At 64.4% G+C, this 24441-nt stretch carries 25 protein-coding genes; 12 read left to right on the forward strand and 13 right to left on the reverse strand.

Annotation, left to right across the window (positions count from 1 at the left end; all coding sequences use genetic code 11):
• Positions 1-4: 4 nt before the first annotated feature.
• The 3 genes from paaK (at position 5) to ACR0DA_RS00490 (ending at position 2202) form a co-directional block, all read left to right on the forward strand.
• Positions 5-1315 carry a phenylacetate--CoA ligase PaaK gene (paaK, locus tag ACR0DA_RS00480; protein ID WP_480752566.1) on the forward strand — a complete coding sequence of 437 codons (1311 nt, stop codon included), beginning with the start codon at positions 5-7 and terminating at the stop codon, positions 1313-1315.
• Between the two features lie 3 nt (positions 1316-1318).
• On the forward strand, positions 1319-1915 hold the full coding sequence (locus ACR0DA_RS00485) for a TetR/AcrR family transcriptional regulator (protein WP_170340282.1): 597 nt from the start codon (positions 1319-1321) through the stop codon (positions 1913-1915).
• 71 nt (positions 1916-1986) lie between these two features.
• Positions 1987-2202 (forward strand): hypothetical protein, encoded by a 216-nt coding sequence (locus tag ACR0DA_RS00490; protein WP_170357013.1) that lies wholly within the window; start codon positions 1987-1989, stop codon positions 2200-2202.
• Here the strand turns inward: ACR0DA_RS00490 and ACR0DA_RS00495 are convergent, their stop codons facing one another.
• From ACR0DA_RS00495 to ACR0DA_RS00540, 10 genes are all read right to left on the reverse strand, one after another.
• A complete protein-coding gene (locus tag ACR0DA_RS00495; RefSeq protein WP_170441420.1) occupies positions 2203-2961 on the reverse strand; it encodes a Phenylacetic acid catabolic protein in 759 nt (252 codons plus the stop codon). It abuts the gene before it with no gap.
• Between the two features lie 13 nt (positions 2962-2974).
• Entirely contained in the window at positions 2975-4048 is a 1074-nt protein-coding gene (locus tag ACR0DA_RS00500) for a 2Fe-2S iron-sulfur cluster-binding protein (RefSeq protein ID WP_480752568.1), read from the reverse strand.
• A gap of 10 nt (positions 4049-4058) precedes the next feature.
• On the reverse strand, positions 4059-4520 hold the full coding sequence (gene paaD / locus ACR0DA_RS00505) for a 1,2-phenylacetyl-CoA epoxidase subunit PaaD (RefSeq protein WP_480752570.1): 462 nt from the start codon (positions 4518-4520) through the stop codon (positions 4059-4061).
• 6 nt (positions 4521-4526) lie between these two features.
• Positions 4527-5288 carry a 1,2-phenylacetyl-CoA epoxidase subunit PaaC gene (gene paaC, locus ACR0DA_RS00510; RefSeq protein WP_480752572.1) on the reverse strand — a complete coding sequence of 254 codons (762 nt, stop codon included), beginning with the start codon at positions 5286-5288 and terminating at the stop codon, positions 4527-4529.
• Positions 5288-5572: a 1,2-phenylacetyl-CoA epoxidase subunit PaaB gene (paaB, locus tag ACR0DA_RS00515; protein WP_005978248.1), complete on the reverse strand. Its 285-nt coding sequence runs from the start codon at positions 5570-5572 to the stop codon at positions 5288-5290. The genes paaC and paaB overlap by 1 nt, the downstream gene beginning before the upstream one ends.
• A 23-nt stretch (positions 5573-5595) precedes the next feature.
• A complete protein-coding gene (gene paaA / locus ACR0DA_RS00520; RefSeq protein WP_170340298.1) occupies positions 5596-6588 on the reverse strand; it encodes a 1,2-phenylacetyl-CoA epoxidase subunit PaaA in 993 nt (330 codons plus the stop codon).
• Between the two features lie 15 nt (positions 6589-6603).
• On the reverse strand, positions 6604-7806 hold the full coding sequence (gene pcaF / locus ACR0DA_RS00525) for a 3-oxoadipyl-CoA thiolase (RefSeq protein WP_480752573.1): 1203 nt from the start codon (positions 7804-7806) through the stop codon (positions 6604-6606).
• Between the two features lie 191 nt (positions 7807-7997).
• Positions 7998-8390, reverse strand: coding sequence for a carboxymuconolactone decarboxylase family protein (locus tag ACR0DA_RS00530; RefSeq protein WP_170357019.1), 393 nt, complete (start codon positions 8388-8390; stop codon positions 7998-8000).
• Complete coding sequence (locus ACR0DA_RS00535) at positions 8374-9498, reverse strand: aromatic ring-hydroxylating oxygenase subunit alpha (RefSeq protein ID WP_170365227.1); 1125 nt, start codon at positions 9496-9498, stop codon at positions 8374-8376. Before ACR0DA_RS00535 ends, ACR0DA_RS00530 begins: the two co-directional genes overlap by 17 nt.
• A complete protein-coding gene (locus ACR0DA_RS00540) occupies positions 9495-10382 on the reverse strand; it encodes a MurR/RpiR family transcriptional regulator (protein WP_170365229.1) in 888 nt (295 codons plus the stop codon). The genes ACR0DA_RS00535 and ACR0DA_RS00540 overlap by 4 nt, the downstream gene beginning before the upstream one ends.
• 68 nt (positions 10383-10450) lie before the next feature.
• Here ACR0DA_RS00540 and ACR0DA_RS00545 point away from each other — a divergent pair, with 68 nt between their 5' ends.
• The 6 genes from ACR0DA_RS00545 to ACR0DA_RS00570 are packed head-to-tail and all read left to right on the forward strand — an operon-like array spanning position 10451 to position 18070.
• Positions 10451-12904: an FAD-dependent oxidoreductase gene (locus tag ACR0DA_RS00545; RefSeq protein WP_480752575.1), complete on the forward strand. Its 2454-nt coding sequence runs from the start codon at positions 10451-10453 to the stop codon at positions 12902-12904.
• Positions 12901-13980, forward strand: a complete 1080-nt coding sequence (locus ACR0DA_RS00550) for an alcohol dehydrogenase family protein (protein WP_217355903.1) — start codon at positions 12901-12903, stop codon at positions 13978-13980. The genes ACR0DA_RS00545 and ACR0DA_RS00550 overlap by 4 nt, the downstream gene beginning before the upstream one ends.
• Complete coding sequence (locus ACR0DA_RS00555; RefSeq protein WP_170537936.1) at positions 13977-14555, forward strand: dimethylsulfonioproprionate lyase family protein; 579 nt, start codon at positions 13977-13979, stop codon at positions 14553-14555. The genes ACR0DA_RS00550 and ACR0DA_RS00555 overlap by 4 nt, the downstream gene beginning before the upstream one ends.
• Complete coding sequence (locus tag ACR0DA_RS00560) at positions 14552-15658, forward strand: mandelate racemase/muconate lactonizing enzyme family protein (RefSeq protein ID WP_480752578.1); 1107 nt, start codon at positions 14552-14554, stop codon at positions 15656-15658. Before ACR0DA_RS00555 ends, ACR0DA_RS00560 begins: the two co-directional genes overlap by 4 nt.
• The gene (locus tag ACR0DA_RS00565) at positions 15655-16761 is read left to right on the forward strand and encodes a mandelate racemase/muconate lactonizing enzyme family protein (protein WP_480752580.1); all 1107 of its coding nucleotides are present in this window, start codon (positions 15655-15657) and stop codon (positions 16759-16761) included. Before ACR0DA_RS00560 ends, ACR0DA_RS00565 begins: the two co-directional genes overlap by 4 nt.
• Positions 16762-16771: 10 nt before the next feature.
• A complete protein-coding gene (locus tag ACR0DA_RS00570) occupies positions 16772-18070 on the forward strand; it encodes an aspartate aminotransferase family protein (protein ID WP_170420169.1) in 1299 nt (432 codons plus the stop codon).
• Here ACR0DA_RS00570 and ACR0DA_RS00575 read toward each other — a convergent pair.
• The 3 genes from ACR0DA_RS00575 to ACR0DA_RS00585 all read right to left on the reverse strand — a co-directional run bounded on the left by ACR0DA_RS00575 (position 18067) and on the right by ACR0DA_RS00585 (position 19625).
• The gene (locus tag ACR0DA_RS00575) at positions 18067-18285 is read right to left on the reverse strand and encodes a hypothetical protein (RefSeq protein WP_093964526.1); all 219 of its coding nucleotides are present in this window, start codon (positions 18283-18285) and stop codon (positions 18067-18069) included. The genes ACR0DA_RS00570 and ACR0DA_RS00575 overlap by 4 nt on opposite strands.
• Before the next feature lie 123 nt (positions 18286-18408).
• Entirely contained in the window at positions 18409-18804 is a 396-nt protein-coding gene (locus tag ACR0DA_RS00580; protein ID WP_170451096.1) for a carboxymuconolactone decarboxylase family protein, read from the reverse strand.
• A 2-nt stretch (positions 18805-18806) separates the two neighbouring features.
• Complete coding sequence (locus ACR0DA_RS00585; protein WP_170357027.1) at positions 18807-19625, reverse strand: cyclase family protein; 819 nt, start codon at positions 19623-19625, stop codon at positions 18807-18809.
• Between the two features lie 251 nt (positions 19626-19876).
• Between ACR0DA_RS00585 and ACR0DA_RS00590 the strand changes: the two genes are divergently transcribed.
• The 3 genes from ACR0DA_RS00590 to ACR0DA_RS00600 all read left to right on the forward strand — a co-directional run bounded on the left by ACR0DA_RS00590 (position 19877) and on the right by ACR0DA_RS00600 (position 24441).
• Positions 19877-21973, forward strand: coding sequence for a 3-hydroxyacyl-CoA dehydrogenase NAD-binding domain-containing protein (locus ACR0DA_RS00590; RefSeq protein WP_480752582.1), 2097 nt, complete (start codon positions 19877-19879; stop codon positions 21971-21973).
• Positions 21973-23148, forward strand: coding sequence for an acetyl-CoA C-acyltransferase (locus tag ACR0DA_RS00595; protein ID WP_480752584.1), 1176 nt, complete (start codon positions 21973-21975; stop codon positions 23146-23148). The genes ACR0DA_RS00590 and ACR0DA_RS00595 overlap by 1 nt, the downstream gene beginning before the upstream one ends.
• 102 nt (positions 23149-23250) lie before the next feature.
• Positions 23251-24441 carry an acyl-CoA dehydrogenase family protein gene (locus tag ACR0DA_RS00600; RefSeq protein ID WP_480752585.1) on the forward strand — a complete coding sequence of 397 codons (1191 nt, stop codon included), beginning with the start codon at positions 23251-23253 and terminating at the stop codon, positions 24439-24441.

Genomic DNA, 24441 nt, shown 5'->3' on the forward strand with positions numbered 1-24441 from the left:
CATCATGAAGGATCTGACCCCGAACAAAGCGGATCTTGACCCGATCGAGATCGCGTCGATCGATGAAATCCGCAGCTTGCAGTTGAACCGCCTGAAATGGTCGCTGCGCCATGCCTATGACAACGTGCCGATGTACAAACAGCGGTTCGACGAGGCTGGGGTGCATCCCGACGATCTGAAAACCCTGGACGATCTGGCCAAGTTCCCCTTCACCTACAAGAACGATCTGCGCGACCACTATCCGTTCGGCCTGTTTGCCGTTCCGCGCGAACAGATCATTCGCCTGCATGCCTCGTCCGGCACCACGGGCAAGCCGACGGTGGTGGGTTATACAAAGAACGACATCGACAACTGGGCCGATCTGGTGGCCCGCAGCCTGCGCGCAAGCGGTCTGCGCAAGGGCGACATGATCCACAATGCCTACGGCTATGGCCTGTTCACCGGCGGTCTGGGCGCGCATTACGGAATCGAGCGTCTGGGCGCCACGGTCGTTCCCATGTCCGGCGGTCAGACCGAGAAACAGGTGGCCCTGATCACCGATTTCAAACCCGACGGCATCATGGTCACGCCGTCCTACATGCTCAACATCCTGGAACAGTATCACAAGGTCGGGATGGACCCGCGCGAAAGCTCGCTGTCGGTGGGCGTGTTCGGGGCCGAACCCTGGACGGATGCGATGCGCAAAGAGGTCGAGCAGGCCTTTGACATGCACGCGGTCGACATCTACGGCCTGTCCGAGATCATGGGCCCGGGCGTCGCCAACGAATGCGTGGAAACCAAGGACGGCCCGGTCATCTGGGAGGATCACTTCTACCCCGAGATCATCGACCCGCAGACCGGCGAGGTTCTGCCCGACGGCGAAATGGGCGAGCTGGTCTTTACCACGCTGACCAAGGAAGGCCTTCCGATGATCCGCTACCGCACCCGCGACCTGACGCGGCTGCTGCCGGGCACCGCGCGCTCGATGCGGCGGATGGAGAAGATCACCGGCCGCAGCGACGACATGATCATCCTGCGCGGGGTCAACGTCTTCCCCAGCCAGATCGAGGAGCAGGTCATGGCCACCGGCGGCATCGCCGCGCATTACCAGATCGAGCTGTACAAATCCGGCCGCATGGACGCGATGCGCGTCTATGTCGAGGCGATGCCCGACGCGGCGGATGAACTCAGCAAGACCGCCGCCGCGCGGATGCTGACCAAGCGGATCAAGGACATCGTTGGCGTTTCCACCGAGATCGTTGTAGGGGACCCCGGCGATGTCGAGCGCAGCCAAGGCAAGGCCAAGCGCGTCGTCGACAACCGAGACAAGGAGTGAGGTTTGGCCCGTACGATTGCAAAAGATCACGACCAGAAACGCGCGCAGATCCTGAAATCGGCGGCGCGGGTCTTTGCCCGCGAAGGCTTCGACCGCGCCTCGATGACCCAGCTTGCGCGCGAATGCGGGATCTCGAAGGCCAACATCTATCACTACTACGATAGCAAAGACGCGATCCTGTTCGACATTCTCGAGACCTATCTGCGGGAACTGCGCGACCTGATCTGCGGGCTCGAGATGGACGGCCTCAGCCCGCCCGAAAAACTGCACCGCGTGGTGGCCGAGATCCTGCTGGCCTATCAGGGTGTGGATGACGAACACCGGGTCCAGACCAGCGGCATGTCGGCTCTGCCCGAGGATCAGCAGCGCTTGTTGCGCGGGTATCAGCGCGACATGGTGAATTTCCTCAGCGGGATCCTGTCCGAGGTCGCACCCGACGTGTTCCAGGGCGACGGGGCCAAGCTGCGGTCGGCCACGATGTCGGTCTTCGGCATGCTGAACTGGTACTACATGTGGAATTCCGGCGCCGATGCGCAGGCGCGCCGGGACTATGCCGCGCTGGTCAGCAACCTGACCCTGTCGGGCGTCAAGGCGTTGTAGCACCGGCCCTGCCGGCAATGTGATTTGGCTTTTGCGGGTGTCCCGGCGTTTACTTGCAGTCGGAGGGCGCCATGCAAAAACCGGAACGGTTCGACAAATTCTATTTCGCCAAGGTCGGGATGGGCGAGGCCTGCGGCTGCGCCGAGCGCATCATCGACGTCTATGAATTCAACCGCAAAGCAGGTGCGCGTGACGCGGGCACGGGCAAGGTGGCCCGGCCACGGCGTCGCGGCCTGCGATCGCTTGCCCTGAAATACGGCTTGATCAGCCGCCCCAGCGGGCGGTGATCATGGGGTGCGCAGGCCCAGCCGCGTGACGACTTCGGCTGCCTCGGCCAGCCAGCGGTTTTTCAGTTCGCCCCCCGAGGCCCGGCGCAGGCCCATCTGGCGCAGCTTTTCCATCCGCTCGGGGTTGCCCGCGCCGAAACTTGCGGCCACCCGGGGCCACCAGTAATCGACCGAGTCCTGCATCGCCGGCGCCGCGCCCTGTTCCAACAGCTTGACGGCGCCTTCCAGGGCCAGTTCACCGTGATGTGCCTCGATCGGGGCGATGGCGCGGAACGCCTCGGCCAGCGGCTGATAGGACACCAGCGCGAACTCGGCCAGTTGCACGCCCACGGCCCGGCTCATCAGCAGGTTCATCACCACCGCATCGGTCCAGCCTTCGATCGGATAGTTGAAGACCGCAAGGCGCATGTCATGTTCGCTGCGCGTGGCCCCGATATCGGCGGAACGGTTCAGCCGTGCGGTCCACGGGTGATGCGTGGCATAGCGGTCTGTATCCGCGCCGAACTCGCCCATGATCTTCAGAACGCGGTCGGCATTGTCGGTCTTTTCCAGAACGATCTTCGCCGCCGCGATACGTTCCTTGATGCCCGGGCCCTGGTTGATGATGTCGGCGAACCCCGCCGCACCGGCCAGTTCGCTGTCGACGAAGGTCGCCATCAGCTTCATCAGCTCGGCCCGGTATCGGGGTGGCACGTTGGTCGGGTTGGTCAGAACGCCGCCTGCGGCCAGGTAGCTTTCGATGCTCATGTCTTCGGCCATGGTCCCTCTCCCTTTACTGGTCGTAATCGACGATGACATTGTCGGTCAGCGGGTAGGCCTGGCAGCTGAGCACATAGCCCTTGTCGACCTCGTAATCCTCGAGCGCGTGGTTGGCCACCATTTCGACCTCGCCTTCGATCACCTTGCAGCGGCAGGTCGAACAGACCCCGGCCTTGCAGGCATAGGGGGCGTCCATCGCGTTTTCCAGCGCCGCATCCAGAATGGTCTGGTCCTTGGGCATGGTGAGGGTCTGGCTGGCGCCGTCCAGCGTGACGCGGGCCTGAGTCCGGTTGGCCTGTGCAGCCGTTGCCACATCGCCATGCTTGCGTTTGGAGCGGCCGGGTTGGGCGCTGGCGAACAGCTCGAACTTGATCTGGCTGTCATTCAGCCCGTGTTCGCGCAACGCCTCGGCAATGCCCAGCATCATCGGCTCGGGGCCGCAGATGAAGGCGGTGTCGGTGTTTTCGACGTCGATCCAATGCTGGAACAGTTCGGCGCATTTTTCCTTGGTCACCAGCCCCGTGAACAGGTCGATCTCCTGCGCGTCGGTTTCCAGGATATGGATCACGTTCAGGCGGCCCATGTACTGGTTCTTCAGGTCTTCCAGCTCTTCGCGGAACATGATCGTGTTCACGCCCTTGTTGGCATAGACCAGCGTGAAGCGCGCATTCGGCTCGCGCGCCAGCGTGGTCTTTAGGATCGACAGCACGGGCGTGATGCCCGACCCGCCGGCAAAGCTCAGGTACTGCCGGTGCGCGGCCGGATCCAGCGGCGTGTGAAAGGCCCCCATCGGTGGCATCGCTCGCAGCCTGTCGCCCACTTTCAGCTCGGTATTGGCCCAGGTCGAAAAGGCACCGCCCTCGACCCGTTTGATGCCCACCTGCAGAACGCCGTCATCCTTGCCCGCGCAGATCGAGTAGGAGCGGCGCAGCTCTTCCCCGTCAAATTCGCGGCGGAAGGTCAGGTATTGGCCCTGGACAAAGTCGAACGCCTCGGCCGCGCCGTTCACCGGCTTCAGCGTCACCACGACCGCGTCGCGGATGGTCTTGTGGATGTCGGTGACTTCCAGATCGTGAAAACGTGCCATCCGGTCCTCCTCAGATGCACTTGAAATAGTCGAAAGGTTCCAAGCAGTCGGTGCAGCGCCAATGCGCCTTGCACGGGGTCGAGCCGAACTGGCTGACCTTTTCCACTGCCGTGCTGCTGCAATGCGGGCAGCGGTCGGGTCCGCCTGCGGGCTGGGGCGGTGCGATGCCATAGTCCTCCAGCTTCGCGCGGCCCTTGTCGCTGAGCCAATCGGTCGTCCAGGCCGGAGAGATGCGGGTCTCCAGCTTGATCTTGTCGATGCCGTGGTCGCGCAGGGCGGTTTCGATGTCCATCGCGATGATCGAGGTCGCCGGACAGCCCGAGTAGGTGGGCGTCACGGCAACCTTCAGCGTGTCGCCTTCCCATGTCACATCGCGCACGATGCCCAGATCGACGACCGAGATCACGGGGATCTCGGGGTCGGGTACGGCGTCGAGCCATTCCCAGACCTGCTCTACGGTGGCGCGGTTCATCGGGCTTTACCAGGTTGCGCCCGGATAGGCCCGCTGCAGCCATTGCATCTGGGTCAACAGATGGCCCAGATGTTCGGTATGCATGCGCCCGTCGCGGCCGCCCTTGTGGGCAAAGCGGCTGTCGGGAATGGTCAGGGTGCCCTCGGTCAGCACGCGCCGAACCAGCGCGTCATACTCTTCACGCAGGCTGGCCGGATCAGGGGCGATGCCCGCGGCGGCCATTTCGGCATCGACCTTGTCGCTGGCGAACATCTCGCCCACATAGGGCCAGAGGTAATCCAGCGCCTCCTGCATGCGCCTGTGGCTTTCCTCGGTGCCGTCGCCCAGCCCGACAACCGTGTCGCTGGACCGTTCAAGGTGATAGGCGACCTCTTTGCTGGCCTTCTCGGCAATCGCCGCGACCCGGTCGTCAGACGATTTCATCAGCCGGCCCAGCATGATCGAGTGCCACGCATCAAACAGAAGCTGGCGCATCAGGGTGCGGCCAAAATCGCCGTTGGGCACCTCGACCAGCAGCACGTTGCGGAAATCCCAGGCGTCGCGCAGAAAGGCCAGGTCATCGGCAGACTTGCCTTCGCCCTGGACCTCTCCGGCCAGGCCCAGCCACATCTGCGTCTGGCCGATCAGGTCCAGCGCGGTGTTGGCCAACGCGATGTCTTCCTCCAGCACCGGCGCGTGGCCGCACCATTCGCTGACGCGATGGCCCAGGATCAGCGTGTTGTCCCCCATCCGCAGCAGGAATTGCAGGAATGCTTCGTCGCGGGTCATCACATCGCCCCCACTTCTTCGGGGATGTCGAAAAAGGTCGGATGACGATAGACCTTGCTTTCGCTGGGCTCGTACAGCGGGCCCTTGTCGCTGGGCGAACTGGCGGTGATGTTGTTGGCCTCGACCACCCAGATCGAGACACCCTCGTTGCGGCGGGTATAGACGTCGCGGGCATTCTTTATCGCCATTTCGGCGTCGGGCGCGTGCAGCGAGCCGACATGGCGGTGGCTCATGCCGTGCTGGCCGCGGATGAAGATTTCCCACAGGGGCCATTCGTTTTTCATCAGGTGTCCTCCTATCGGGTGGGTTATTCGGCTGCGACCTTGCGGGCGCGTTTCTTGCGGGCATGTTCCAGCAGACCGTCACGCACCCATTTGCCGTCGTCCCAGGCCTTGTTGCGGGCGGCCAGGCGGTCGGTGTTGCAGGGGCCGTTGCCCTTGATCACGTCGAAGAATTCCGACCAGTCGGGCTGAGTGAAATCGTAATGCCCGCGCTCTTCGTTCCACTTCAGGTCCGGGTCAGGGATGGTCAGGCCCAGATACTCGGCCTGCGGCACGGTCTGATCGACGAATTTCTGGCGCAGCTCGTCATTGGTGTTGATCTTGATCTTCCACGCCATCGACTGGGCCGAATGCACCGAGTCCTTGTCGGACGGGCCGAACATCATCAGCGACGGGTACCAGAACCGGTTCAGGGCGTCCTGCGCCATCTTGCGCTGTTCGGGCGTGCCCTCGGCCATCTTGCGGATGGCGTCATAGCCCTGGCGCTGGTGAAAGCTTTCTTCCTTGCAGATGCGGATCATCGCGCGCGAATACGGCCCGAATGAGGTGCGCTGCAGCGGCACCTGGTTCATGATCGCCGCCCCGTCGACCAGCCAGCCCACCGCGCCGATATCGGCCCAGTTCAGCGTTGGATAGTTGAAGATCGAGCTGTATTTCATCCGCCCGTCCAGCAGCATCTCGGTCAGTTCGTCGCGGCTGACGCCCAGGGTTTCGGCGGCGCAGTACAGGTACAGGCCATGCCCGGCCTCGTCCTGCACCTTGGCTAGCAGGATCGCCTTGCGTTCCAGCGTGGGCGCGCGGGTGATCCAGTTGCCTTCGGGCAGCTGGCCGACGATCTCGGAATGGGCGTGCTGGCCGATCTGGCGGATCAGCGTCGCGCGATAGTCGTCGGGCATCCAGTCCTTGGGCTCGATCTTGATGTCGGCGTCGATCTTGTCCTGAAAGGCGCGTTCCTGCTCGGTCATTTCCTCACGGGATTTGACGCCTGTTCCTGCCGTCTTGATCATCTGAGCGTACATGTCGGGTCTCCTCCCTTACACGCGTTCGAGAACTAGCGCGGCGCCCTGGCCTACGCCCACGCACATGGTGCACAAGGCATAGCGACCGCCGGTGCGGCGCAGCTGATAGGCCGCCGTCATGACCAGCCGCGCGCCGGACATGCCCAGCGGATGGCCGATGGCGATGGCGCCGCCATTGGGATTCACATGGGGTGCGTCATCGGCCACGCCAAGTTCACGCAGGGTGGCCAGACCCTGGGCCGCGAAGGCCTCGTTCAATTCTATCACATCCATCTGCTCGATGCTCAGCCTCGTGCGGGCCAGCACTTTGCGGGTGGCTGGGACCGGACCGATTCCCATGACCCGAGGTTCGACCCCCGCGACCGCCATGCCAACGACACGGGCCATCGGGGTCAGGCCGTTCTTCTGCGCGGCAGCTTCGTTGGCCAGCAGAATGGCCGCGGCGCCGTCATTGACGCCCGAGGCATTGCCCGCCGTCACCGTCTTGTCCGGTCCGTTGACGCCCTTCAGGCCTGCCAGCTTTTCGGCCGTGGTGCCGGGGCGGGGATGTTCGTCGGTGTCCATCACCAGCGGGTCGCCCTTGCGCTGGGGGATGGTGACGGGGGTGATTTCCTCAGTAAAAACGCCGGCCTGATGCGCCGCCGCCCAGCGGGCCTGGCTGCGCGCGGCAAAGGCATCCTGATCGGCGCGGCTGATGTCATAGTCCTCGGCCACGTTGTCGGCCGTCTGCGGCATCGAATCCGTGCCGTACATCTGATCCATCTTCGGGTTCACGAAACGCCAGCCGATCGTGGTGTCATAGACCGCGTTGGCGCGGGAAAAGGCGCTGGTGGCCTTGGGCATCACGAACGGCGCGCGCGACATGCTTTCGACGCCACCGGCGATCGCCATGTCATAGTCCCCCGCCTTGATTGCGCGTGCGGCCATGCCGACCGCATCCATGCCGCTGGCGCACAGGCGGTTGATCGTGGTGCCGGGCACCTGAACCGGGAAACCGGCCAGCAGGGCGGCCATGCGCGCCACGTTCCGGTTGCTTTCGCCGGCCTGGTTGGCATCGCCCAGGATCACGTCATCCAGGCTGGCCCAGTCCACCTGCGGGTTCCGCTCTTTCAGCGCAGCCAGCGGAATCGCGGCCAGATCGTCTGTGCGAACCTGGGACAGGGCCCCGCCATAGCGTCCGATCGGGGTGCGCTGTGCGTCGCAGATGAAAGCGTCCATGCGTCAGAACCTCGTGTCTTGCGTCCGAGTCAATAAGTGACCGCTTGGTCGGGTAATACGCCCGGAAGTGATTCGCGGCAAGGAAAATGTAACGCAATCGTGCACCAAATCGAAATTCAGTAACGTATTTGTGCCGACATGAGAAAACCCGCACGGGGGCGGGCGATCTCGATCTTCGGGGCAGGAACCGGCTAAAGCTGACCGGCTTCGGTCAGAACCTTGCGCGCCACGCGAAAGCATTCCAGCGCCTGCGGGACGCCGCAATAGATGCCGACGACATGGATGATCGCCCGAATCTCCTCCTTGCTGACGCCGTTGTTCAGGGCTCCGCGACAGTGGATCTCCCACTCGTGCATCTTGCCCAGGGCGCCGATCATCGACAGGTTCATCATCGAGCGGGTCTTGGGGTCGATCACCTCGTCCCCCCAACCGAAGCCCCAGCACCAGGCTGTCATGGCCTCCTGAAATGGGCGGGTGAAATCATCCGCCGCGGCCAGGTTCTTTTCCACGTATTCGTCGCCCAGCGTCGCCTTGCGCTGCGCCAGTCCCTTCAGAAACAGGTCTTCGTCAAAGATGTCGGCCATCGTCCACTCCGCTTGCATCTGTATCCACCGCCTCGCGCATCCATTGCTGCAAGCGGGCGATCGAATGTTCCGACATTACGCCGCAAGCCGGGTCCAGCACCAGCGGGCCGGGGCGATAGCCGCGCGATTTCAGGCCGCGATGCACGCTTTCAACCAGCCGGATGTCTTCTTCGACCGTGGTTTCCCGGTCCTGCACCGCCAGTTGGCGGATCACCGCGCTTTCGGATCCGCCCTCGGTGTACCAGCCGCGCCAGACGGTGCAGTGATCGGCATCCTGCGCGCGCCAGTGATAGGTGTTCAGCACATTGCCGGGATAGCACTGGAACGAGAACATCGGCCACAGAAACCACGACTGATAGTCGCCCGCATGGGGCACGGACAGGTCGATGGGATAGGTCATCTTGTCGAGGCTCTGACACTCGGTCGTATGGCGCAGGACGTATCCGCCGCCTGCGTCGGGTTGAATGTCATAGGTCTCGGGTTTGACCACACCGGTGGCAAAGGTCGGGTGATTGGTCGGGCAGTGATAGCATTCCGAGTAATTCTCGATACTGACCTTCCAGTTGCAGTTCTCGGGGATCTCGACCCACTCCAGCGGCTCAAGGTCGTCAATCTGCGGGACAAAGGCGCAGATTTCCGCACGCACGCCGGGGTACCAGTCGTCCATCGGGGCGGCGTCATCGTCGAGGTTGACGAAAATGAAGCCGTTGAACAGCTCGGTCTGCACCGGGGTCAGACAGATCGCGCTGCGGTCGAAGCCCGGAACCGACTTGATGTTCGGCCCGGCGCGCAGTTGCCCGGTGAGTTCATAGGTCCACGCGTGATAGGGGCAGACGACGACGCGGGTGTTGCCGGCCCCGGTCACCATCTCATGCGCACGGTGCTGGCAGACATTGTAGAAGGTGCGGATTTCGCCATCACGCCCGCGGATGCAGAACAGGTTCTGGCCTGCGATTTCAAAGGCGAAATAGTCGCCCGGCTCGCGCACCTGCGCCACATGGCCGGCAAATTGCCAGGTGCGGGCCAGAAGGCCCTGTTTCTCCTCCTCGAATATCGCCGGGTCGATGTAATAGCGGGCTTCCAGCGATCGGGTCAGCGGTGCGGTCATTCAGGCTCCTCCGCATAAAGGCCAAGTTGGTGCCGGCGGCGGTGAAACCGCTCCACACGCTCGACGATTTCATCGCTGGACAGGGCGACCACGAAAGACAGAAGCGTCTCCAGCAGCGCGATGGTCGAAACCGATGACGGAAAGAACTGGGGCGTGTCGGCGGCGACGACAAATCCGTGTTGCGCGTTCAGGATGACTGGGCTGGCGGGGCTGTCGGAGATGCCGACCACGGTCATGCCCTGTTCGCGGGCCAGCTTTACCGCCTCGATCACTTCGGTCCGGTAGGGGTGGCAGGTCATCGCGATCAGCACGTCCTGTTCATCGGCCCAGGCCAGATCGTCCACCGGGGTCGAACCGGGCCGGGGGATGGCGTGGAACTGCTTCATCCCGGTCGAGGCCAGATAGGTAAAGTTGCGCGCGTTCGCGTTGTTGACGCCGACGCCCAGCGTGAAAACCTGACGTGATGTCCAGATCGCCTCGGCCGCGGCCTGCAACCGGGTGGCGTCGATCCCGGCGAAGGTTTCTTCGATGTTTCGGATCGCTGCCCCAACCATGTCGGCATAGAGGCCGCCCAACTCGCCGGATTTGCCGATTTCCTGCAGCCAGCGGGCGCGGTCGGGGAACGACACGGTGCCCCGACGGATGGCGTCGCGGAACGGCGCGCGGAAATCCTCGTAGCCCTCAAAGCCCACCTGCCGCGCCATGCGCACGAAGGTGTTGGGCTTCACGTTCGCGGCCTCGGCGATCTCGCGCACGGTCGAAACGCCCACATCCGCCGGGTTCTCCAGCACATAGCGGGCGGCCTTCTGCGCCTCGGGTGTCAGGGCGTCCCATTCACGGGTCAGCCGGTCAAGAACGGCGTTTGATACATTTGTGTCATTCATGATTGACGATGGTACAAATGTGGCCTTAGCCTGTCGAGAAGAAATGCGACTCGGTGAGAGGAAAAATCATGCCCGGGAAGGAACTGCCGTCACAGGCCCGCGTGGTGATCGTGGGCGGAGGTGTCATGGGCGTCGGTCTGGCCTATCACCTGGCGCATGAGGGCTGGACGGATGTCGTTCTACTGGAAAAGGCCGAGCTGACCAGTGGTAGCACCTGGCACGCAGCCGGGCAGATCACCCATTCGACCAGTTCCTTTGGTCTGGGCAAATGCGTGGACTACAACATCGGGCTCTATTCCGGTGCGCTCGAGGCCGAGACCGGGCAGGCGGTGACATGGCACGGATGCGGCTCGTTCCGGCTGGCCTATACCGAGGGCGAGATGGACTGGCTGCGCCACACCCTGTCGGTGGGCCGGTCGCTGGGCTTCAACATTGAACTGGTCGGCCCCGACCGCGTGGCTGAACTGCACCCGTTCTACAACCTCGACGGGGTTCTGGGCGCGCTGCACACGCCGGATGACGGGCATGTGGACCCGACGAACGTGACCATGGCCATGGCGGCGGGGGCGCGTCAGCTGGGCGCGCGGATCATCCGCCGCTGCCGGGCCACCAACATCACCCAGGCGGCCAATGGCGAATGGGTGGTCGAGACCGAACGGGGCACGATCCGCTGCGAACACGTGGTGAATGCGGGCGGCGCCTATGCCCGGCAGATGGGCGAATGGTCTGGCCTACAACTGCCGATGACCTCGATGACCCACCACTATTTCGTGACCGAACCGGTGCCACAGTTCCAGGACCTCGATCACGAGTTGCCTGTGATCCGCGATGACCGCAAGGTCTCGGGCTATATCCGCATGGAGCAGAAGCGCGGGCTGATCGGGATCTACGAAAAGGAGAATTCGAACTCGGTCTGGCATGACCATTGCCCGTGGGACTATGAAAACTGGCTGTTCGATGCCGATTACGACCGGGTCATGCCGTGGCTGGAAGAAAGCCTGAACCGGATGCCGATTTTCGCCGATCTGGGCATCCAGCGCGAGGTTCACGGGGCGATCTCGCACCCGCCCGACGGCAATCCGCTGATCGGCCCGGCGCCGGGCGTGCGAAACTATTGGTGCTGCTGCGGCACGCAGATCGGCATCGGCTGGGGCCCGAGCCTGACGCGCGAACTGGCGCGGTGGATGGTGCATGGGGCGGCCGACATTTCGATGCGCGACTATGATCCGCGCCGGTTCGGGGCCTATGCCACCAAAGACTGGCAGGTCACCAAGGCGCATGAGGATTACAAGCTGCGCCACGAAATTCCGTTTCCGCATTTCAACCGTCTTGCCGGGCGGCCGGCCAAGCCGCCCCCGCTGTATGACCGGCTGAAAGCCAAGGGTGCCGTGTTCGAAGAGGTCTATGGCCACGAGCGCCCCCGCTGGTTCGCAAAGGATGGCGTTGAACAGCGCGACCATTATTCCTTCCGCCGCAATGTGGTGCATGACATGGTCGCCACCGAATGCAGGGCCGTGCGCGAGGCGGTCGGCATCATGGATATCTCGGCCTTCACCAAGGTCGAAGTCACCGGCCCGGATGCCCGGGCCCTGCTGGACCGGCTGGTCGCCAACCGTCTGCCGCAAAAGGTGGGCGGCATCGCGCTGACCCACATGCTGAACCGCCGTGGTCGGATCGAGCTGGAGACCACGGTCGTGAAACTGGCCGAGGACCGGTACTACCTCGTCTGTGCCGCCTTCTTCGAGCAGCGCCTGCTGGATCACCTGACCCAGCATCGCGACGAAGAAAACGTCGATATCATCCTGCGATCCGACGACTGGGCCGCGCTCAGCCTCAATGGCCCCCGGGCGCGCGAGGTTCTGGCCGCCTGCACCGATGCGGATTTGAGCAATGCCGGTTTCAAATGGCTGACTGCGCAGGAAATCGACGTGGCGGGTCACCGGCTCTGGGCTTTCCGCATGTCCTATGCCGGTGAATTGGGTTGGGAGCTGCACATGCCGCGCGACAGCGCCTTGGCCGTTTACGATGCGCTCTGGTCCGCGGGCGCGCTACATGGCATCGCCGATTACGGGTCGTTCGCGATGAACGCGCTGCGGATGGAGAAGGCCTTCAAGGGCGCAGGCGAGTTGACCAACGAGGTCACCCTGGCCGAGGCCGACGTGCTGCGCTTTGCCCGCACCGACAAGGAATACCTGGGCAAGGACCGGACCCTGAACCCCGATCTGCGCTGGGTCTGCGCCTATCTGGAGATCGAACCGGATGGCGAAAACGATGGGCATGGCGGCGAGGCGGTCCTGCTGGATGGCCAGGTCGTGGGTTCCACCGCCTCGGTGGCCTACGGGCATACGGTCGGCAAGATCCTTGCCTTTGCCTATGTCAAACCGCAGGCCAATGTGCCGGGAACCGACGTGCAGGTGGTGATCGCCGGCGCACCGCGTCGCGGGCGGATCCTGGGCGCGCCCGCCTATGACCCGCAAAGCCTCCGGCCCCGTACCGACACCGCGATGGAGGCTGCGGAATGATCCCGAAAACCATGAAGGCCATGGTCCTGACCGGGCATGGCGATCTGGACAAATACGAATGGCACGAGGACTGGCCCACGCCCACACCCGGCCCGATGGAGGTGCTGATCAAGGTGGGCGCCTGCGGGCTGAACAACACGGATGTGAACACCCGCACCGGTTGGTATTCCAAGGCGGTGGACGAGGCAACCACCGGCGGCGCCTATTCCGAGGTGGATGACGACGATAGCACCTGGGGCGGCGCGCCCCTGACCTTCCCGCGCATTCAGGGCGCGGATGCGGTTGGCACGGTCGTGGCCGTGGGCGAGGGGGCCGATCCCGCGATCATTGGCCGGCGGGTGATCGTGGCGGGCTGGCTGCGCGACTGGTCCGAGCCGATGAACCGCGACAGGGCCGGATATTTCGGCTCGGAATGTGACGGCGGCTTTGCCGAATACACCAAGGCCGACATCCGCGGCGTGGCGGTGGTCGATTCCGACCTGAGCGATGCCGAACTGGCGACCTTCAGCTGTTCCTATGTGACGGCCGAGGGCATGTTGGACAGGGCGCAGGTCGGCCGGGGCGATACGGTTCTGATCCCCGGCGCCTCGGGCGGTGTGGGCGGGGCGCTGATCCAGCTGTCCAAGCTGCGCGGTGCCCGCGTGATCGCCATGGCCAGCGCGGCCAAGCACCCCGAGGTCGCCAAACTGGGCCCGGATCGCATTCTGCCCCGCAACCCCAGGAACCTGCGGGCCGAGCTGAAAGGCGAAAGGATCACCGTCGTCGCTGACGTCGTGGGCGGAGAGATATGGCCCAAACTGATCGACATGCTGGAGCGTGGCGGGCGCTATACCTGTTCGGGCGCGATTGCCGGGCCGATCGTGCAATTCGACCTGCGCACGTTCTATCTGCGCGATCTGACCTTCACCGGGTCGACCGTGAACACGCCGCAGAACTTCTTTGATGTCGCGAATTACATAGAAAATGGGCAAATCAAGCCAGCTTTGGCCGCCACTTACCCGTTGACTGAGCTGCGAGAGGCCCAGCAGGCCTTCATCGACAAGCAACATACCGGCAACATCGTGGTGATCCCATGACCCTGGAAAACGTTCTCGAAGCCGCGCGGCACCTGCATCAGAGCATGCCGGCGCTGTCCGAATTCGGCACCTGGCCCACCGACCTGACCGCAACCGGTTTGCAACCGCGGGCGATCCCCGCCACGCCGCTGGTGCAGGCGCTGGATCAACCCGGATCACCCCGGACATCGGGGTTGGTTCAGGCGATCCGGTCGGCGGCGCATCTTGCCCACTGGAAACGAACCTATACCGAGGCAGAGGTCGGTGCCGATTTCCGCAATCGGTACGGGTATTTCGAGCTGTTCGGGCCAAGCGGTCATTTCCATTCGACCCAGCTGCGGGGCTATGTCGCCTATTGGGGCGCCGGGCTGGACTATGACTGGCACAGCCATCAGGCCGAGGAGCTTTACCTGACGCTGGCGGGCGGTGCGGTCTTCAAGGTTGCCGAGGACCAGGCCTTTGTGGGCGCTGAAGGCACGCGCTGGCACGCCAGTTGGCAAAGCCACGCCATGTCCACGGGGGATCAGCCGATCCTGACATTCGTGCTGTGGCGGGGAGAGGGGTTGAACGACCTGCCAAGGATGGACGCCGCATGAAGATCACCCGCATCTCGGTCTTTCACGTCGATCTGCCGCTTGAACATCCCTATTGGCTGTCCGGCGGACGTCTGAAATTCGAGGTGCTGGATGCCACCTTCGTCAAGATCGAAACCGACGCCGGGCTGACCGGCTGGGGCGAGGGCACGCCATGGGGCCACACCTATGTGCCCGCCCATGGGCCGGGCATCCGGGCGGGGATCGAGACCATGGCGCCCTTCGTCCTGGGGCTGGACCCGCGCCGGGTTCTGGAGGTCGAGCGGGCGATGGACCACGCGCTGCCCGGGCATCTATATGCCAAATCGCCGATCGACATGGCCTGCTGGGACATTGCCGGACAGGCGGCGGGGTTGCCGATTGCCGATCTGATGGGCGGCGGGTCGCGCAGCCCCACGCCGATCGCCTCCTCGGTCGGGGCCAAGACCGTCGAGGAAACCCGCGCGGTGATGGATCGCTATCGCGGGCGCGGCTATTGGGTGCATTCGGTCAAAGTGGGTGGCGACGTGGATCGCGACATAGAACGCATCCGCGATGTCGAGGCGCACCGCCCGGCGGGAGAACGCATCCTCTATGACGTCAACCGCGCCTGGACGCGGCAACAGGCGTTGCGGGTGATGAAGGCCACCGAGGATCTGGGCGTGATGTTCGAACAACCCGGCGAGACGCTGGACGACATCGCCGCCATCCGGGCCCTGCATTCCGCGCCGGTCAGCGTGGATGAAAGCCTGGTCACCCTGCAGGACGTCACACGCATTGCCCGCGACGGGCTGGCCGAGGTCTTCGGGATCAAGCTCAACCGTGTCGGCGGCCTGACCAAGGCCGCGCGGATGCGGGACATCGCGCTGGCGCATGGCATCGACATGTATGTGATGGCCACCGGCGGCTCGGTTCTGGCCGACACCGAGGCGCTGCATCTGGCCGCCACCATCCCGGATCACAACCGCCTGGGCGTCTGGGCCTGTCAGGACATGCTGACGCTGGACGTCGCGGGCGGGCGCGGTCCACGCAACCGTCAGGGTCATCTGGAACTGCCCGAGGCCCCCGGCCTCGGTGTCACCCCGGATGAAGATGCACTGGGCGATCCCAAGGCCGTGTACCAATGACCCGCATCACCCGCATTTCGCTCTGGCATGTGCCGCTGACCAGCCATCAGGCCTATTACATGGCTGACGGCAAGGCTTGCGATACGGTTGAAACGGTGGTTCTGGCGCTGGACACCGATGACGATCTGACCGGCTGGGGCGAGGTCTGCCCGATTCCGCATTACCTGCCCGCCTATGCGCGCGGAGTGGCCCCGGCGGTTCAGGACATGGCCCCGGTTCTGCTGGGCGCCGACCCGATCGGACCCGAGGCGTTGATGGCGCGGCTGGACCGGCACCTGCCGGGGCATGTCTATGCCAAATCGGCGATCGACATCGCGCTGTGGGATCTGACGGGGCAGGTGGCAGGGTTGCCGCTGCACGCGCTGCTGGGCGGTCAGCGGGCGCAGACGATGCCGCTCTATCACTCGATCACCTGTATCGCCCCTGCCGAGATGGCCCGCATCGCCCGCGAGGCGCAGGCACAGGGTATCACCCAGTTCCAGGTCAAGCTGGGCGCGGATGCCGATTGGCAGGCCGATGTCGAACGCCTGCGTCTGGTGCGCGAGGCGGTGGGCGACGGGCCGCTGGTCTATGGCGACTGGAACTGCGGCGCCACGTCTCTGGATGCCAGCCGGGTGGGGCGGGCGGTCGCGGATCTGGACGTGATGCTGGAACAACCCTGTGCTACGATCGAGGATTGCGCCCGCGTGCGCGCCGCCACCGGCCTGCCGATGAAGCTGGACGAATGCGCACACGACACCGCCAGCCTGCTGGCTGGCCATGCGCTGGGCTGCATGGACGCGGTCGCGGTGAAGCTGTCGAAATTCGGCGGGCTGTCGGCGGCGCGCCGCGCGCGTGACCTGTGCCTGCATCTGGGGGCGAAGATGTGCGTCGAAGACACCTGGGGGTCTGACATCACCACAGCCGCCCTGCTGCATCTGGGCGCGGCTACCGAACCGGCGCGCCTGATGAATGTGTGCGACCTGTCGGGCTATGTCGTGCCGCGGCTGGCCCCCGATGGCCCGACCCGCAAGGGCGGCCGGATCGCGCCGCCTGACGGTGTCGGCCTGGGCGTTGCGCCCGACCGCGAATACCTGGGCGCGCCGGACGTAATATTGGATTAGGGAGGCGACCATGCCGCGACATCTCAGCCAATCCGATTGGGGCCAACGCGCCCGCGCGGTGCTGCCCGGCGGTGGCTTTGGCAATTTCGACCCGTCGGTCTTCATCCGCGAGGGCCGGGGCAGCCGCGTCTGGGACGAAGACGGGAAGGAATATGTCGACCTGCTGATCGGCTCGGGGCCGATGCTGCTGGGCCATGGTCACCCCGAGGTGTTGGAGGCCGTCGCCGAACAGATGCCCAAAGGCATGACGTTCTTCGCCAACAACGCGCGCGCGGTCGAGCTGGCCGAGGAGATCTGCGCCGCCGTGCCCTGCGCCGATCAGATCCGCTATGTCTCGTCCGGCGGTGAGGCTGACATGTACGCGATCCGGCTGGCCCGCGCTTTTACCGGCCGCGACAAGATCGTGAAGTTCGAAGGCGGCTATCACGGCATGAGCGCCGAGGCACAAATGAGCCTGGCCCCGTCACGGATGGTGAATTTCCCGCAGGCGGTTCCCGACAGCGCGGGCATACCGGCCAGCGTTCAGGCCGAAATGCTGATCGCGCCGTTCAACGACCCGGACTACATCCGATCGCTGCTGGCCGAGCACGGCAACCAGGTCGCGGGCATCATCGTCGAGCCCTTGCAACGCATCATCCCGCCCGAACCCGGCTTCTTGCAGCTTCTGCGGGACGAGGCCGACAGGTACGGCATCGTGCTGATCTTCGACGAGGTGGTGACCGGGTTTCGTTTCGCCTATGGCGGCGCGCAGGAGCTGTATGGCGTGACCCCCGACATCGCCACGCTGGGCAAGATCATCGGCGGCGGCTTTCCCCTGGCGGCAATCGCCGGGCGGGCCGAGATCATGGCCCATTTCGACAAATCCGCCGTTGGACCTGAGAAATGGCTGATGCAGTTGGGGACCCTGTCGGGCAATCCGGTGGCCGCGGTGGCCGGGCTCAAGACGATGGAAGTGCTGCGCCGCCCCGGTCAGTACGACCGGCTGCGCGCCAATGGTCAGCGTCTGATGGACATGGCCTCGGCCGCGCTGACCAAGCAGGGGGTCGCCCACCGCGTCATCGGCGATCCGACCCTGTTCGAAATCGTGTTCACGGAAGGAAAGGTGCGGGATTATCGCGATGTGGTCCGCGCGGACACGGTAAGGGCAACCCGGTTCAACGCGGTTCTGATGCAGAACGGGATGTTCAAGTCGCCGGGCAAGACCTATCCGTCCCTGGCGCTGACCGAAGCGGACTTTGACCTGTGCAAAGCCGCCTATGCCAAGGCCGCGGAGGCCGCGGCCGAAATGCATAGTGCGGGCGTGTCTTAGTAGACGCCCGCCATCACCAGGCGAACGATGTCTTCGCGCTTGAGGCCGCGCGCAGCCAGTTCTTCGTCGGTCAACTCGCTGAGTTGCTTGATCTTGATGACCTTGGCATTTGCTTCGCCCATGCGGATCAAAGCATCATAGATGCCGCTGAACACATCGGCGACGGCCGAGAACAGGTTCAGGATTGCCGGGCGGTGCGTGCTTGTCTGTGCCATGAGCGGAGCCTCTCTGGTCTGTATGTGACCAAAGAGATTTAGACCTGATGCTGCAGTGCAGCTAGGCACTTGACGGAATAGCCGCTGTGCATCTGGTGCAAGTCTGGCCCGACAGGCTCAGGCTCAGGCCTTGAACAGGTCGTCTACCGGCACCTGCAAAGCGGTGGCCAGGGCGTTGGTCTGGCTGGCCATCGCGATCACCGCCAGCAGCTCGGCCTGCATCTGATCGGTCATGCCCTTGGCGCGGGCCGCGGCCGAATGGGAGTGCACGCAGTATTCGCAATTGTTGGCGACCGAGACCGCCACATAAAGCATCTCTTTCACAAGCGGGTCCAGCGCGCCGGGGGCCATGACGGTCTTGAGCCGCTCCCACGTCGTTTTCAGCAGTGCCGGGTCGTGGGCCAGAGCGCGCCAGAAATTGTTGATGTAATCGGTGTTGCGGGTGGCGCGGATGTCATCGAAGACGGCCAGCGCCTCGGCGCTGACCTCTTCGTCCGTCAACAGGCGAACCGTTGCCATGCTCAGACCATCGCAAAGATGCGCGCCGGGCCGCCCGACCCGCCACGATGGGCCGGCGCGCCGACCACCAGCGTCGCTCCGCTGGCGGGCACCTTGTCGAGATTGGCCAGGTTCTCGATGCCGTAACGGTTGGTGGGCAACCACGCGTAATGCGTCACGAAATCGGCCGATGGCCCGTGGTCCAGCGACAGCGTGTCGACGGCCAGAGCAACCGCGCCGGTTCCTTCGATCAGCATCTGCGCCGCTTCGACGTGGAAGCCGGGGAAATGCATCTTGCCGTCGCCGTCGGCGTTGCGGAATTCGGGAGTCGCGGTTTTTCCGGCCCATCCCGAATGCATGGCGACGCAGGCGCCATCGGGGATGTCGCCATTTGCCGCGATCCACGCCTTCAGGTCATCGGGGGTCACCTGCGCATCCGGGTCCTCGGCCGCGCGGGCGGCAATGTCCACCACGCACAGCGGGCAGACGAGGTTCGACACCGGGATTTCGTCCACCGACTGTCCATCCGCCGAGAAATGCAGAGGGGCATCGACATGCGTGCCGGTGTGTTCGTTGACGGCCAGGTTGAACAGGTTGAAGCCATGTTCCTTGAAATTGAAGGCCTGTGTCGCCTCGATCCCCGGCTGGCCGAAATAGGTGGGGAAATCGGCATCGTAGACATGGGTCATGTCCAGCACCTCGCCATGGCCGGCCGCAAGCGCTGGTGGGGCAGCCACCGTCCCAAGCGCCGTGCCTGCCGCCATCGCTGCGCCAGCCTTGAAAAAGGATCGACGCGACAGCATCCGGTCTTTCACCGCGTTCATTACGCAAACGTCACACATTTCAAAACTCCCTGTTCTGCAATCTGTTTTCGTTCCGGGCCGAATTCATTGGCCGGGTGGGCAAAGCCTAGCACGGTTTTCCGCGATCCGGTTCACAAGTTGTTTGGGGCCTGCTCGCCGGCAAGAAATGCGGCCCGGCGGCGCAGTCGGGTATAAGGGGTTGAACCCGCGCGCGGACGGGTTCAATCTGTTGCGGAATATTGTTCCGCAATGCGGAACAAGCTGGGGTTGGCAAGAGGAGACCAAGTCTGATGTCCGAGGCGGTGGAATACGAACGGATTGGCGATATCGCGGTGCTGGCGGCGAACAACCCGCCGGTCAATGCGCTTGGCGTGGATGTGCGCCGGGGCCTGCTGGCCGGGATCGAACGGGCCGAGGCCGAGGGCGCAAAAGCGGTGCTGATTTACGGCAAGGGCCGGACCTATTTCGCGGGGGCCGACATCCGCGAGTTCGGCAAACCACCGCAAGAGCCCTGGCTGCCCGGCCTGTGCGACCGGATCGAGGCCTCGCCCCTGCTGGTGGTATCGGCGTTGCATGGCACGGCGCTGGGCGGTGGGCTCGAAGTTGCGCTGTCCAGCCACTACCGCATCGCGGTTCCCTCGGCCAAGGTCGGCCTGCCCGAGGTCAATCTGGGCATCCTGCCGGGTGCCGGGGGCACCCAGCGTCTGCCGCGCGTGGCCGGGGTCGAGGCCGCGCTGGACATGATCACAACCGGTCGCCATGTCCGCGCCGACGAGGCGCTGAAGCTGGGCGTGATCGACAAGGTGCAGGATGGCGACCCGCGCGAGATCGGGCTGGCCTATGCGCAGGAGCTGCTTGACTCGGGTACGCCCCGCCGCGCGGTCGGAGAGATGCCCGCGCCGGACCCCGTCGATTTCGATGCGGTCTACGAGGCCGTTCTGAAGAAGGGCCGCGGCCAACTGTCCCCCGCCGTTGCCGTGCGTGCCGTGCAAGCCGCCTGCGAGGCGCCCAGCTTTGCCGAGGGCATGGCGCGCGAGCGGGAACTGTTCATGCAGTTGATGGAATCGGATCAGCGCAAGGGTCTGATTCACGCCTTCTTCGCCGAACGCGCCGTGGGCAAGCTGCCCGAACTGAAGGGTGTCGAGCCGCGTCCGGTGCATCAGATCGGGGTCATCGGCGGCGGCACGATGGGCGCGGGGATCGCCACCGCCGCCTTGTTGGCCGGTCTGCCCGTGACCTTGCTGGAGATGACGCAGGAGGCCGCCCATGCCGCCAAAGACCGGATCGCCGGAAACCTGGCAGGCGCCCTGAAGCGCGGCAAGATCAGCCAGCAGCAGTACGACTCGATTCTGTCGGACCAATTGCAGCTTGCCACCGGTTATGACGCGCTGAGCGCCGTCGATCTGGTGATCGAGGCCGTGTTCGAGGATATGGACGTCAAGAAACAGGTCTTTGCCCAGCTGGATGCGGTCTGCAAGCCTGGGGCGGTTCTGGCGACCAACACCTCGTATCTGGACGTCAATGAAATCGCCGCCGCCACCACGCGCCCGCAGGACGTGATCGGGCTGCATTTCTTCTCGCCCGCCCATGTGATGAAGCTGCTTGAGATCGTGGTGGCCGACAAGACCGCGCCCGAGGTGGTCGCCACCGGCTTTGCGCTGGGGCATCGGCTGAAGAAGGTCTCGGTGCGCGCAGGTGTGTGCGACGGGTTCATCGGCAACCGGATCCTCAGCACCTATCGCACCTGCGCCGACCACATGGTCCTGGACGGGGCAAGCCCGTTCCAGATCGACAAGGCGCTGACCGATTTCGGCTTTGCCATGGGGCCGTTCGCGGTGTCCGATCTGGCCGGGCTGGATATCGGCTGGGCGGTGCGTAAACGCAAACGCGCCGAGGGGCTGGACCCGCGCGCCCGCGACAGCAGCTATGCCGACAAACTGTGCGAGGCCGGGCATTTCGGACAGAAGACCGGCCAGGGCTTCTATGTCTATGAAAAGGGCAAGCGCGGTGGCACGCCCAACCCCGAGGTTCTGGACCTGATCGCGGCCGACCGCGCGGCGCAGGGCATCACCCCGCGCACGTTCACGGATGACGAGATCGTGCGGCGATATATGGTCTCGATGGTCAACGAGGCCGCCAAGGTGGTGGGCGAGGGCATCGCCCGCCGCCCCTTGGACGTGGATGTGGTGCTGCTCTATGGCTATGGGTTCCCGCGCTATCGCGGCGGGCCGCTGAAATGGGCGGATCTGCAGGGCCTGCCGGGTATTCTGGACGACATCCGCGCCTGGTCGGCCGAAGATGACTATTTCTGGCAGCCCGCGCCGCTGCTGGAAAAACTGGTGGCCGAGGGCCGCAGCTTTGACGATCTGAACAAGGACGCCGAGTGATGAAACAAGCCGTAATCGTATCCGCCGCGCGCACCGGGCTGGCCAAGTCGTTCCGGGGCTCGTTCAACATGACCCACGGCGCCACGATGGGAGGCCACGCGGTTCAGGCCGCGGTCGCGCGCTCGGGGCTGGATGGGGCCGAGATCGAGGATTGCATCATCGGTTGCGGTTTCCCCGAAGGCGAGACCGGCAGCAACATCGCCCGCCAGATCGCCATCCGGGCCGGGCTGCCGGTCAGCGTTTCGGGCATGACCGTGAACCGGTTCTGCTCGTCGGGGCTGCAGACCGTGGCGCTTGCGGCGCAGGCCATCATCGAGGGCGGCGCGGGCCCCATCGTGGCCGGCGGGGTCGAGAGCATCTCGCTGGTTCAGCCGAAAACCCGGCCGGTGCCCGAGGCGTGGATTCAGGAGCACAAGCCGGCGATCTACATGACGATGATCGAGACCGCCGACATCGTGGCCGAGCGCTATGGCATCAGCCGCGAAGAACAGGACGCCTACGGCCTGCGGTCGCAGCAGCGCATCGCGGCGGCGCAGGCGGCGGGCAAGTTCGACGACGAGATCGTGCCGATGCAGACCACCATGGCGGTCAAGGACAAAGAGACGGGCGAGGTCTCGCACCGGCAGGTCACCGTGGACCGGGATGAATGCAACCGACCGAACACGACCCTGGAAGGGCTGGCCACACTCGAGCCGGTGCGCGGCCCCGGAAACTACATCACTGCCGGCAATGCCAGCCAGCTGTCGGACGGCGCAGCCGCGGTGATCGTAATGGACAGCGCCGAGGCCGAGCGTCGGGGTCTGGAGCCCATGGGCGCGTTCAAGGGGTTCTGCGTGGCGGGGAGCGAGCCCGACGAGATGGGCATCGGCCCGGTCTTTGCGGTGCCGCGCCTGCTGGAACGGCATGGTCTGAGCGTCGAGGACATCGACCTGTGGGAGCTGAACGAAGCCTTTGCCTCGCAAGCGCTGTACTGCCGCAACCGTCTGGGAATCGATGACGAGAAATGCAACGTGAACGGCGGCTCGATCGCCATCGGGCATCCGTTCGGCATGACCGGCGCGCGGATGGTCGGCCATCTGCTGCGCGAAGGGCGGCGGCGCGGGGCAAAGCTGGGTATCGTGACCATGTGCATCGGTGGCGGCATGGGCGCGGCCGGTCTGTTCGAAATCTATTGAAGAATGGGGCACCGGGCTAGCCCATCGAGGGCCGGCCCGGCGCAGCCCGGCCCGCGGGGCCGAGCAGGCAAGGTTCCGATCGCGTCGAGGAGGAGGGCGGCTGTGGACTTGAGTTATACGGACGAGGAGAAGGCCTTTCGCGACGAGGTTCGCGGTTTTCTGGCCGAGAAACTGCCCAAGGAGATCTCGGACAAGATCCGGGCTGGCCGGAATATCGGCAAGGAAGGGTATGAGTGGTGGCATGCCACGCTGAACGAGCGCGGCTGGTTGAATTTCAACTGGCCGAAGGAGTTTGGCGGCGCCGAGTGGAACGCGGTTCAGCGCCATATCTTCGAGGAGGAATGCGCCGCCGCCTATGCGCCGCGCATCGTGCCGTTTGGCCTGTCGATGCTGGGTCCGGTGCTGCAGAAATTCGGCTCGAAGGAACAGCAGGATTATTTCCTGCCGCGCATCCTGAATGGTGAACACTGGTGGTGCCAGGGCTATTCCGAGCCGGGCGCCGGGTCGGACCTGGCCTCGCTGAAGACCCGCGCGGTGCGGGACGGCGACCACTATGTCGTCAATGGCCAGAAGACCTGGACCACGCTGGCGCAATATGCCAACTGGATCTTCTGCCTGGTACGCACCGACCCCGAGGCCAAGGCGCAGGAGGGGATCTCGTTCCTGCTGATCGACATGAACACGCCGGGGATCGAGGTGCGCCCCATCGTCCTGCTGGACGGAACGCCCGAGGTCAACGAAGTGTTCTTTGACGATGTGCGTGTCCCGGTCGAAAACCTGGTGGGCGAAGAGAACAAAGGCTGGACCTATGCCAAGTATCTGCTGACGCATGAACGCACCAACATCGCCGGTGTCGGCTTCAGCCTGGCGGGGCTGGACATGGTCAAACGGATTGCCCGGATCGAAACCGCGAATGGCCGCCCCCTGATCGAGAACCCGCATTTCGCCGCTCGGCTGGCACGGGTCGAGATCGACCTGATGGCCATGGCCACCACCAACATGCGCATCATCAGCAAGGCTGCGGCCGGACAGGCACCGAGGGTCGAAAGTTCGATGCTGAAGGTCAAGGGTACGATCATCCGGCAGGAGATCAACGACCTGGTCCGCCGCGCGGTGGGGCCTTATGCGATGCCTTTCGCCTCCGAGGCGGTGGCGGGCGACAACGACCCGATCGGGCCGGACTATGCCGCGCCGGTCGCCGCCCAGTATTTCAACAACCGGAAACTGTCGATCTTCGGCGGGTCGAACGAGATCCAGCGCGGGATCATCGCCAAGGTCAAGATGGGGGGCTGA

Source organism: Ruegeria sp. CI8, from assembly GCF_056536865.1.